The following is a 10,745-nucleotide window of genomic DNA, read 5'->3' on the forward strand; positions in this document are numbered from 1 at the left end:
GGCGGCGAGGGCGCCCTGTCATCGAGCGACTTCGTGACCGGAGCTGCGACCGGAGCCGTGTCGGGGACGCACTTGCCGCTCGTCGCGTCGAGATGGGACGCGGCCGGACAGGCGCAGCGCCGGGACAGATTCCGCATCCCGTCGTCACAGGGCGCGGACGCGGCCGACGGCAACGAGGGCGGCTCCGACGGCGAGGCCTTCGCGACACAGCGGCCGTCCTGAAGCTCCTGCCAGGGGAAGCACGACGCGCCCTGGCTCGACTGGGCCGTCGCGTGCGAGCCGGAAAGCAGGAAAGCAAGACAGATGAAAATCGCGGACGCGGCTGAAAGGCGGGTCATGTACGATCCCCGTCGCCATGCAGAATATCATGTGAAAATAGTCGCAATGGCAGCGCCTCGGCAAGACGCATCAGGCCGCACGGGTCGAGTCATCACGCGGTCGAGCTCATCTCCTAAAGTCAGGATATTTCTGGCGAATTTACGAAGTTTGCCTCGGGGGCGATCAATGGCTAAGACGGGACAACGGGCTTCGAAAGCAGAAACGGTCGAAACGTAAATGCGCATTCTCTGCACCAATGACGACGGCATCCACGCGCCCGGCCTGAAGGTCGTCGAGGAGATCGCGCGCGCCCTGTCCGACGACGTCTGGATCGTCGCCCCGGAGCTCGATCAGTCCGGCGTCTCGCATTCGCTGTCGCTGAACGATCCCTTGCGGTTGCGCGAGATCGGGCCGCGTCATTTTGCCGTGCGTGGCACGCCGACCGATTGCGTCATCATGGGCGCGCGCCACATCCTGTTGCCGACCATGCCCGACGTCGTGCTGTCCGGCGTCAACAAGGGACGCAACGTCGCCGAGGACGTCGTCTATTCCGGCACCATCGCCGGCGCGCTGGAAGGCACCATCCTGGGCCTGCCGTCGTTTGCACTGTCGCAGGAGTTCTCCGCGGATACGCGCGAAAAGCCGCTGTGGGAAACCGCGCTGAAATTCGGACCCGACATCATCCGCAAGGTGCTCGATGCCGGCATTCCGAAGAACACGGTGATCAACGTCAACTTCCCGGCCTGCGCGCCGGAGGAGGTGACCGGCATCCGCGTGACGCGGCAGGGCAAGCGCAATCTCGGATTTCTCAGGGTCGACCAGCGACGCGACGGCCGCGGCAATCCCTATTTCTGGATCGGCTTCGAGCGCACCGCCGTGCTGGACACGCCCGCGGAGGGGACCGATCTCGCCGCGCTCGCCGCGCGCGAGATCTCGGTGACGCCGCTCAGGCTCGATCGCACCGACGAAGCGTTTTCCGAAGCGCTGACCGAGACACTGAAATAACCGAGCCTCAGGCGCCCGGCGTCAGGCCGCGCAGCGCGGAGTCGATCATCCTGCCGAGCGTCTCGAGCTGAAACGGCTTCTGCAGCGCGGGGCGGTCGCGATACTCCTCCGGCAGGCCAGAAAAGCCGTAACCGGTGGCGAAGATGAAGGGCTTGTTGCGGGCCTTGATCAGGTCGGCAACCGGCGAAATCACCTTGCCGTTGACGTTGACGTCAAGAATGGCGAGATCGAAAAAGGTGCTCTCCGCCAGCCTTATCGCTTCATTGATCTCGCCGGCTTCCGCTGCGACCGTGTAGCCCAGCTCCTCCAGCATGTCGGTGACCATCATCCGGATCATGACCTCGTCCTCGACGAGGAACACTGAACCGCGCGGCGGCCGCGTCGCAGTCATGGAAGTGTCCTTGCCCCCTCAAATGCCCGACGCCAAGTTGGCAAATATCGCCCCCTGACGCAATGCGGACGTAATCATCGGCAGCGCCGACCGCCATGGACGCCACCTCCAGTTCGGCCGGGCTAACCATCGGTCGGCCTGCTAGGTTCCATGGCGGGAACGCTGATTCGGGGGCAATATGCCGTCCGGACGACTGCTGTACTTTGCTTCAACCCTGTTCAACCAGCCGGCGTTGAACTCCTGCATAGTTGCACGCTGGCGACAACCCGAGATGCCTCCGCAAAGCAGCCCGCCGGAAAAGATGATGTTTCAGCTGACGCTGCGGCGACGCGGCATCAGCGATCAGGCGGTGCTGCGCGCCATGGAGGAGGTGCCCCGCGAGGTGTTCGTCGAGGATCTTGATCGCGCCGACGCCTATCGCGACAGCGCACTCGGCATCTGCTGTGGACAGACCATCAGCCAGCCCTTCGTCGTGGCCTACATGACCGAGCAGTTGCGGCTCAAGAAGGAGCATCGCGTGCTGGAGATCGGCGCGGGCTCCGGCTATCAGGCCGCGATCCTGTCGCGGCTGGCGGCCCAGGTGTTGACGGTCGAACGCTTCCGGACACTCGCCGACACGGCCCGCAAACGGCTCGAGCGGCTCGGCTACCACAACGTCGAGGTCATGCTGGGCGACGGCCTCAACCTTCCGCCCAATCTCGGTCCGTTCGACCGGATCATCGTCACTGCGGCCGTGACCGAGATCTCCGAAGGCCTCACCAGCCGGCTGGAGAAGGACGGTATCCTGATCGCGCCGGTCGGACCGCAGCACGGCGTGCAGACGCTCGTGCGTGTCGTGAGGACGGAAGCCGGCCTGGAACGCAAGGAACTCGTCGACGTGCGCTTCGTGCCGGCACTGCCCGGCATCGCGCGAGAGCTGTAGTACACCGGGGCCGCTACCTCTCCGGCAGCCCAGTCCCGGGGTTAAGCGGTTATTTACTGCGGCCGTGTTTACTCAAATCGGTATTTTCGTTGCGTACGAGTGCGTAACCATGTTCTCCGTTGTCGAATTGACCTGTTCTCGCCGCATTCCGCAGGCTGCGGTGCTGGCCTTGATCTCGGTCGCCGTTGCCGGCTGCAGTGCCGACATGACGACCCGTTTTCAGCAGACCTCCGTTTCCAATCCCTTTGCTCAGGAGGCGACCGGCTCCGTGCCCGTCCCGAGCCAGCCGGTTCAACCGGTCCAGCGCCAGGAATTGCCGTCCTATGGCCGGCCGCAGGCCTATCAGTCCCCGGGCTATCAGTCCCCGGGCTATCAATCCTCGGCCTATCACTCCTCCGGCGGTCCGCCCGTGGTGGCCGCCCCGCTGTCTGCTCCTCTCGCCAGCAACGCCAACGTTTCCGGAGGTGGACGAGGTATCGCCTCCTACACGCCGCCGGCGCCAGTCCAGCAATATGCGGCATCCGCACCAGAGCCGGCCCCGCGATACACCCCGCCGGCCCAGCCGCGCCTGGACACGACCGGCTCCGTCCCGCCGCGCCCGGTCACGGCCAGCCGTCCGTCGGTCGGGACCACCATCATCGTCGGCACTAGCGACACGCTGGAAAGTCTGGCGCAGCGCTACCGCGTGACGCCGGGCGCGATCCTGGCGGCCAACGGCTACAGGGGGCCGCGCGCGCTCTCGCCCGGCCAGCAGCTGGTCATCCCGCACGCCATGGCTGCCGCCGCTTCTCCCGTCGCTCCTGCGCCGGTCGCCGCCGCCCCCGTAGCCAGGCCCGTCATGGTCGCTTCGCCGAGCCTGCATGTCGTCAATCCCGGCGACACGCTCGCGAGCATTGCCCGTCGCAATCATGTTTCGGTGGCCGAGCTCGCCCGGGCGAACAATCTCGACGTCTCATCCCCGCTCAGGCTCGGCTCCAGGCTGACGGTGCCGGCGGCGGGCGCGGCTGCGCAGCCCGTCGCTATGACCGTCCAGGCGCCCGTCGCCGGGCCGAGGCTGGCTTCAGCCGTTCCGCCGCAGAGCGCGCGGCTGGCGCAGGCGGCTCCCACATCCGACGAAGCCGCGGTCGCAGAGCCGCCCGCGGCCAAGGCGACCGAGGCGACCAACGCGCCGCCGACCTTCCGCTGGCCGGTGCGCGGCAAGGTGATCACGAGCTACGGCGCCAAGACCAACGGCAAGTCCAATGACGGCATCAATGTCGCGGTGCCCGAGGGCACACCGGTCAAGGCTGCCGAGGACGGCGTCGTCGCCTATGCCGGCAACGAGCTCAAGGGTTACGGCAACCTGGTCCTGGTCCGGCATACCAACGGCTATGTCACCGCCTATGCGCACGCCAGCGAGCTGATGGTGAAGCGCGGCGATGCCATCAAGCGCGGCCAGGTGATCGCCAAGTCCGGCCAGTCGGGCGAGGTGGCCTCGCCCCAGCTCCACTTCGAGATCCGCAAGGGCTCGAACCCGGTCGATCCGCTGCAATTCCTGAACGGCGCGTGAGGGGCTCGCAGCGGCGGGCACGCCCTGCCCACGTTACGGCTGTCGTCGTCCGGCTTGCGAGCCCGCCGAAGCCGCCGGCGTAAGCGGGCGACGACAGCTATTCCAGAGACAGTCGTGCTCGAACGAGATGTCTCTGGAAGGCCGGATTCCCGCTTTCGCGGGAATGACAGACAGGGGCTTGCGCGGCCTACTTCCCGCTCAATCTCACGCCTAATCGCCCGGCCAATTCCTGCGTGAACTGCCAGGCGACGCGACCGGAACGGGAGCCACGGGTGGTCGACCATTCCAACGCCTCGCGCTCCAGCTGCTCCTCGGGAAGCTCGATGCCGAAATGGCCGCAATAGCCCTTCACCATGGCCAGATACTCGTCCTGGCTGCAGCGGTGGAAGCCGAGCCAGAGGCCGAAGCGGTCCGACAGCGACACCTTCTCCTCCACGGCCTCGCCCGGATTGATCGCGGTGGAGCGCTCGTTCTCGATCATCTCGCGCGCCAGGAGATGGCGGCGGTTGGAGGTGGCATAAAGGATCACATTGTCCGGCCGGCCCTCGATGCCGCCCTCCAGCACCGCTTTGAGCGACTTGTAGGAGGCGTCGTTGCCGTCGAAGGACAGATCGTCGCAGAACACGATGAAGCGGAATTCGGAGGCGCGCAAAAGCTCCATCAGCGCGGGCAGGCTTTCGATGTCCTCCCGGTGAATCTCGATCAGCTTCAGCCGGTCGGCTACCTTGCGGCCGGTGTTGATGCTGGCATGGGCCGCCTTCACCAGCGACGATTTGCCCATGCCGCGGGCGCCCCACAACAGCGCGTTGTTGGCCGGCAGGCCGTCGGCGAACCGTTCGGTATTCTCGATCAGGATGTCGCGCATCCGGTCGATGCCCTTGAGCAGGCCGAGATCGACGCGGCTGACCCGCGGCACCTCCGACAACCGGCCGTCGGGATGCCAGACGAAGGCATCGGCGTTGCGAAATGACTGGGGCGTGAGCGCCGCCGGCGTGGCGGCGGAAAGGTGCGCCGCAATCGCCTCCAGGGCGCGTGCCACGCGCGCGGCGACGTCGTCGGCAGCGAGCACGGGGCGTTTTGCCGCGACTTTCGCGGAGGCCTGCGCCGCGGCGCGGGAGGCGGTTTTGCGTTGTTTCTTCGACATCTGCCAAGTTCCTGATGGCGCAGCCTTTATCGGGCATTGCACGGTCCCGCAAGCGGGCCCAGATGAAGGCACAAGTCACATTGCAATTGGGACGGCGGCCGCTATAGTCCGCGCGAAATTTGCCGGGCCGGCCCCTCGATCCTGGGCGTTGCCGGCCCTTCCCGCCTCACGAGGACTGCCCTGATGCTCTTCACCCCCGCCTATGCCCAGGCCGCGGCCGGCGGCGACACCAACAGCATGTTGATGTCGCTTCTGCCGTTCGCGCTGATCTTCGTGATCATGTACTTCCTGATCCTGCGACCGCAGCAGAAGAAGGTCAAAGACCACTCCGAGCTCGTCAAGAACATCCGCCGTGGCGACACTGTCGTGACCTCAGGCGGCCTGGTCGGCAAGGTCACCAAGGTCGTCGACGACGACCAGATCGAGTTCGAGATCTCGGACGGCGTTCGTGTCCGGCAGATGCGGCAGATGATCCAGGGCGTGCGCGCCAAGGGCGAGCCGGCCAAGGACAAGAGCGAGGCGGCCAAGGACGAGACGTCCGCGAGCTAATCCGGCTGTGGACGCGACGCGGCGCAATCTCTCATCACTGACGGTTACACTCGATGTTGTATTTCACGCGGTGGAAGGCGCTCGGCATCATCCTGACGGCGCTCGTGGTGTGTCTGTGCGCCGTGCCGAATTTCTTCCCCGAAGCCACGGTGAAGGGCTGGCCGTTATGGGCGCAGCGGCGCATCGTGCTCGGCCTCGATTTGCAGGGCGGCTCCTATCTGCTGCTCGAGGTCGATTCCAACGACGTGAAGAAGAGCCGGCTCAACCAGATCCGTGAGGACGCGCAGCGCGCGCTGCGCGGCGCCCGGATCCTGTACACCGGACTTTCGGTCAAGGGGGACACGGTCGAAGTCCACATCAGCAAGGAGACCGACCAGCAGAACGCGCTTTCCAAGCTGCGCGAGCTGTCGCAACCGCTCGGCGGCCTGATGGGGTCCAGCGGCCAGCGCGATCTCGACGTGACCGACGCCGGCAGCGGCCTGATCCGGCTCACCATCCCGGAGGCCGCGATGAACGATCGCCTCCGCAAGACCATCGAGCAGTCGATCCAGATCGTCGAGCGCCGCGTCAATGAGCTCGGCACCGTCGAGCCCCTGATCCAGCGCCAGGGCAACGACCGCATCCTGGTGCAGGTGCCGGGTCTGCAGGACCCGACCCATCTGAAGGAAATCCTCGGCAAGACCGCGAAGATGGAATTCCGCATGGTCGACACCAGCGTGTCGCCGGAGCAGGCCCAGCAGAGCGGCGCTCCGCCGGATTCCGAGGTGCTGCCGAGCACGTCGACGCCGCCGGTGTACTACGTCGTCAAGAAGCAGGTGCTGGTCTCGGGCGGCGATCTCACCGACGCGCAGACGGGCTTCGACCCCCGCTCCGGCGAGCCGGTGGTGAATTTCAAGTTCAATACCGCGGGCTCGCGTAAATTCGCGCAGGCCACGACCGAGAACGTCGGACAGCCCTTCGCCATCGTGCTCGACAACAAGGTGATCTCCGCGCCCGTGATCCGGGAGCCCATCACCGCCGGACAGGGCCAGATCTCGGGCAGTTTCACCGTGCAGTCCGCCAACGACCTGTCGGTGCTGTTGCGCGCCGGCGCGCTTCCGGCGCCGCTCAAAGTGGTCGAGGAGCGCACCGTCGGTCCGGGCCTCGGCCAGGACTCGATCGAGAAGGGCGAGCTTGCGGCCTATGTCGGCGCGATCATGGTGGTTGTGTTCATGCTGGTGACGTATCGGCTGTTCGGCGTGTTCGCCAACGTCGCCGTGATCATCAACGTGGCCATGATCTTCGGCGTGCTGTCGCTTCTGAACGCGACGCTGACGCTGCCCGGCATCGCCGGCGTCGTGCTCACCGTCGGCATCGCCGTCGACTCCAACGTCCTGATCTACGAGCGCATCCGCGAGGAATTGCGCGGCGGGCGCAACGCGATTTCGGCGATCGATGCCGGCTTCAGGCGGGCGCTCGCGACCATCCTCGACTCCAACATCACGACCTTCATCGCCGCCGCCGTGCTGTTCTACATCGGCACTGGACCGGTGCGCGGCTTCGCCGTGACGCTCGGCATCGGCATTCTGACCACAGTGTTCACCGCCTTCACCCTGACGCGCCTGATCGTGGCGTGGTGGGTGCGGTGGAAGCGGCCGCAGAGCGTGCCGATCTAGGACGAGGCCCAAAGTGACTCACTACGTTCTCATCGGCCTTGGCGTTCTGATCGTCGTGCTGACCGTGGTCAGCGCGCTCGGCCTCCTGCCGTCGCTGCGCATCGTTCCAGATAATACGCATTTCGACTTCACCCAGTTCCGCCGCATCTCGTTCCCGATCTCGGCGACGCTGTCGATCGTCGCGATCACGCTGTTCTTCACCCATGGGCTGAACTTCGGCATCGACTTCAAGGGCGGCACGCTGCTCGAGGTGCGCGCCAAGTCCGGCGCCGTCGACATCGCCGCGATGCGCGCAAGCCTCAACACGCTTGGGCTCGGCGACGTCCAGCTGCAGCAGTTCGGCGGCCCCGAGGAGGTTCTGATCCGCGTGGCCGAGCAGCCGGGCGGTGACAAGGCGCAGCAGGATGCGCTCGGCAAGGTTCGCGGCGCGCTCGGCGACAGCGTCGACTACCGCCGCGTCGAGGTGGTCGGGCCGCGCGTCTCCGGCGAGCTTCTCGCTTACGGCATGCTCGGACTGATGCTCGCGATCGTGGCGATCCTGATCTATCTCTGGTTCCGCTTCGAATGGCAGTTCGCGCTGGGCGCCATGATCGCCAACGTGCACGACATCGTGCTGACCATCGGCTTCATGTCGATCACGCAGGTCGATTTCGACCTCACCAGCATCGCGGCGCTGCTGACGATTCTCGGCTATTCGCTGAACGATACCGTCGTCATCTACGACCGTATCCGCGAGATGCTGCGGCGCTACAAGAAGATGCCGATGCCGCAGCTGCTCAACGAATCGATCAACTCCACGCTGTCACGCTCGATCATCACCCACGTCACGGTGACGCTGGCGCTGCTGGCGCTGTTGTTGTTCGGCGGCCAGGCCATCCACAGCTTCACCGCGGTGATGATGTTCGGCGTGGTGCTGGTCGGAACCTATACCTCGATCTTCATCGCGGCGCCGATCCTGATCTATCTCGGTGTCGGCATCCACCGGGCCGAAGCACCGGATGTGTCGTCGAACAAGAAGATGGACAAGATGTGATCCGAGGCGGCCCCGCGGCGTCCTATCGTGGGCAAGAAGCGGTTTTCCGGCTGGATCATGTCTGCCAACGACGCTCCACACCTGCCGAGGTCGGCGCCGATCGAGGCCTACGGCAAGGGCGGCTTCGCCTTTGCCGGCATGTCGCATCGGGGATCGCTATTGTGCCTGCCGGATGCGGTCTGGGCCTGGGAGGTCACGAGGCCGGAGCAGATCGATAGAGACGCGCTGTCGCGCGTGTTTGCAGCCGCCGGCAGCATCGACACGCTGATCGTGGGGACCGGCGCCGGCGTGTGGCTCGCGCCGTCGGACCTCCGCGCGGCGCTGCGCGCCGTCGGCATCGTGCTAGACACGATGCAGACGGCACCGGCGATCCGCACCTACAACGTCATGATGGGCGAGCGGCGGCGGGTGGCCGCCGCGCTGATCGCGGTGCCATGAGCGAAATCCAGGTCAGCAGGGATTCGGCCGCATTCTGCGCCGACCTCGTGCGCAGGCACGACTTTGCCCGCTACGCCTCGACCCTGTTCGTGCCGGCCGAGCTGCGGCGCGCGCTGCTCGCGCTCTACGCCTTCAATGTCGAGATATCGCGGATACGCGATCAGGTCAGCCAGCCCTTGCCGGGTGAAATCCGCATGCAGTGGTGGACCGACCTGCTCGCAGGCCTCGACCATGGCGGGGCCGCAGGCAACCCGGCGGCCGCCGAGCTGTTGGAGGTGATTCGCCATTTCGAGCTGCCGGTCGAGCCGCTCTCGCGGCTGATCGAGGAGCATCAGTTCGATCTCTACAACGACCCGATGCCGACGCTCGCAGCCCTGGAAGGCTATGTTAACGATACCTCGTCGGCGCTGCTGGTGCTGGCGGGACGGATTGTCGCACCGCCGTCCGCCGAGCTGTCGCATCTCGCGCGACATGCCGGCCTCGCGCAGGGATTCGCGCAGGTGATCGGCTCGCTGCCGCGGGATGCCTCGCGGCGGCAATTGTTCCTGCCACTGCAATTGTTGCAACGGCATGGCAGCGGGATGGATGCAGTGTTCTCGGGACGGCAGACGCCGGGCGTGCGCGCGGCAGTCAATGAGCTGGTCGGCGAGGCGGCTCGCCACCTCGACACCGCGATCGCGCTGCTCGGAACTGTGCCGCCCCCGGTGCGTCCGATCTTTCTGCCGCTGGCCCTGCTGCGCCGCGAACTTGCGTTGATGGCGCGGACGGATCGCGATCCGTTCGTGGCACAACCGAGATCGCGTCTTTCCGTGCTCTGGACGCTGTGGCGCGCATCCCGTTCCAGGATTTTCAAGGTCGGATAGGCTACCCTGACCTTGGCCGGAAGTAACGAACAAGTACACTGGACGCCCTCGGTCCGGGGGCGCTAGGTTGGCGCCACTGTCGCGGAAGTCGGCGGGAGGCCAAGGAGGACGGAACATGCGCGAGTTGACCCCCGAAACCATCACGGATGCCGTGCTCGACCAGATGGCGACCACCGCCGACCCGCGCATGAAGGAGGTCTTGGCGGCGGCGGTCCGGCACCTCCACGCTTTTGCCCGGGAGGTCAATCTGACGCCGGGCGAATGGATCAAGGGCATCGAGTTCATGACCCTGGTCGGCAAGGCCTGCACGCCGGCGCGGCAGGAGTTCATCCTGCTTTCGGATACGCTCGGCCTGTCGGCGCTGATCAACGGCCTGCACGACAAGACCGCGATGGAGGAGGGCACCCACACCAGCCTGCTCGGCCCGTTCTATCGCGAGGCCTCGCCGACGCTCGGCCCCGGCAGCCAGATTGCGAAGCACGTCAAGCCCGGCACGGAATGCGTGCTTTACGGCCGTGTGAGCGACGTCAACGGCAAGCCGCTCGCGGATGCCACCGTCTCGGTCTGGCAGACCAGTGCCGACGGCCTTTATGACATCCAGGAGAATGCCTCGTCCGTGGACTATCGCGGCGTGTTCACGACAGACGCCAACGGTCTCTACGTGGTGCGCACGGTGAAGCCACGCGGCTACTCGATCCCGATGGATGGGCCGGTCGGCGCCATGGTGAAGGCGCAGGCGCGGCACGGCATGCGGCCGGCGCACATCCACTTCCTGGTCGGCTCGCCCGGCCACCGTGAGCTGGTGACCGCGCTCTATCTCCGCGACGATCCGCACCTTGCCGACGATGTCGTGTTCGGTTCCTCCGACGATCTGGCTG

General features: G+C 66.0%; 12 protein-coding genes. 10 read left to right on the forward strand and 2 right to left on the reverse strand.

Features of this window, described 5'->3' with window-relative positions; all coding sequences use genetic code 11:
- Together JOY90_RS11115 and surE are read left to right on the forward strand one after the other, a co-directional pair.
- Positions 1-222 (forward strand): hypothetical protein (locus tag JOY90_RS11115; RefSeq protein WP_291691184.1); only part of this gene is annotated, 222 nt, incomplete at its 5' end.
- Positions 223-555: 333 nt separating this feature from the next.
- The gene (gene surE / locus JOY90_RS11120; RefSeq protein ID WP_291691185.1) at positions 556-1,323 is read left to right on the forward strand and encodes a 5'/3'-nucleotidase SurE; all 768 of its coding nucleotides are present in this window, start codon (positions 556-558) and stop codon (positions 1,321-1,323) included.
- Between the two features lie 7 nt (positions 1,324-1,330).
- Here surE and JOY90_RS11125 read toward each other — a convergent pair whose 3' ends face one another.
- Positions 1,331-1,714 carry a response regulator gene (locus tag JOY90_RS11125; RefSeq protein WP_291691186.1) on the reverse strand — a complete coding sequence of 128 codons (384 nt, stop codon included), beginning with the start codon at positions 1,712-1,714 and terminating at the stop codon, positions 1,331-1,333.
- 271 nt (positions 1,715-1,985) lie between these two features.
- Here JOY90_RS11125 and JOY90_RS11130 point away from each other — a divergent pair, with 271 nt between their 5' ends.
- Complete coding sequence (locus JOY90_RS11130; RefSeq protein WP_291691187.1) at positions 1,986-2,636, forward strand: protein-L-isoaspartate(D-aspartate) O-methyltransferase; 651 nt, start codon at positions 1,986-1,988, stop codon at positions 2,634-2,636.
- Between the two features lie 109 nt (positions 2,637-2,745).
- Positions 2,746-4,185 carry a peptidoglycan DD-metalloendopeptidase family protein gene (locus JOY90_RS11135; protein ID WP_291691188.1) on the forward strand — a complete coding sequence of 480 codons (1,440 nt, stop codon included), beginning with the start codon at positions 2,746-2,748 and terminating at the stop codon, positions 4,183-4,185.
- A gap of 187 nt (positions 4,186-4,372) precedes the next feature.
- On the opposite strand, the gene JOY90_RS11140 is transcribed toward JOY90_RS11135, so the two are convergent.
- A complete protein-coding gene (locus JOY90_RS11140; protein ID WP_291691189.1) occupies positions 4,373-5,329 on the reverse strand; it encodes an ATP-binding protein in 957 nt (318 codons plus the stop codon).
- Positions 5,330-5,512: 183 nt separating this feature from the next.
- On the opposite strand from JOY90_RS11140, the gene yajC reads away from it, so the two are divergent.
- From yajC to JOY90_RS11170, 6 genes are all read left to right on the forward strand, one after another.
- Positions 5,513-5,878 (forward strand): preprotein translocase subunit YajC, encoded by a 366-nt coding sequence (yajC, locus tag JOY90_RS11145; RefSeq protein WP_291691190.1) that lies wholly within the window; start codon positions 5,513-5,515, stop codon positions 5,876-5,878.
- Between the two features lie 53 nt (positions 5,879-5,931).
- Complete coding sequence (gene secD, locus JOY90_RS11150) at positions 5,932-7,533, forward strand: protein translocase subunit SecD (RefSeq protein WP_291691191.1); 1,602 nt, start codon at positions 5,932-5,934, stop codon at positions 7,531-7,533.
- A gap of 13 nt (positions 7,534-7,546) precedes the next feature.
- Positions 7,547-8,566, forward strand: a complete 1,020-nt coding sequence (gene secF, locus JOY90_RS11155; RefSeq protein WP_291691192.1) for a protein translocase subunit SecF — start codon at positions 7,547-7,549, stop codon at positions 8,564-8,566.
- 57 nt (positions 8,567-8,623) lie between these two features.
- The gene (locus JOY90_RS11160) at positions 8,624-9,004 is read left to right on the forward strand and encodes an MTH938/NDUFAF3 family protein (RefSeq protein WP_291691193.1); all 381 of its coding nucleotides are present in this window, start codon (positions 8,624-8,626) and stop codon (positions 9,002-9,004) included.
- Positions 9,001-9,867, forward strand: coding sequence for a squalene/phytoene synthase family protein (locus JOY90_RS11165; protein WP_291691194.1), 867 nt, complete (start codon positions 9,001-9,003; stop codon positions 9,865-9,867). The genes JOY90_RS11160 and JOY90_RS11165 overlap by 4 nt, the downstream gene beginning before the upstream one ends.
- A gap of 115 nt (positions 9,868-9,982) precedes the next feature.
- Positions 9,983-10,745, forward strand: a 763-nt coding sequence (locus JOY90_RS11170; protein ID WP_291691195.1) for a dioxygenase, incomplete at its 3' end; no start/stop codon positions are given.

It is taken from the genome of Bradyrhizobium sp., assembly GCF_019242285.1.
Taxonomy (GTDB): Bacteria; Pseudomonadota; Alphaproteobacteria; order Rhizobiales; family Xanthobacteraceae; genus Bradyrhizobium.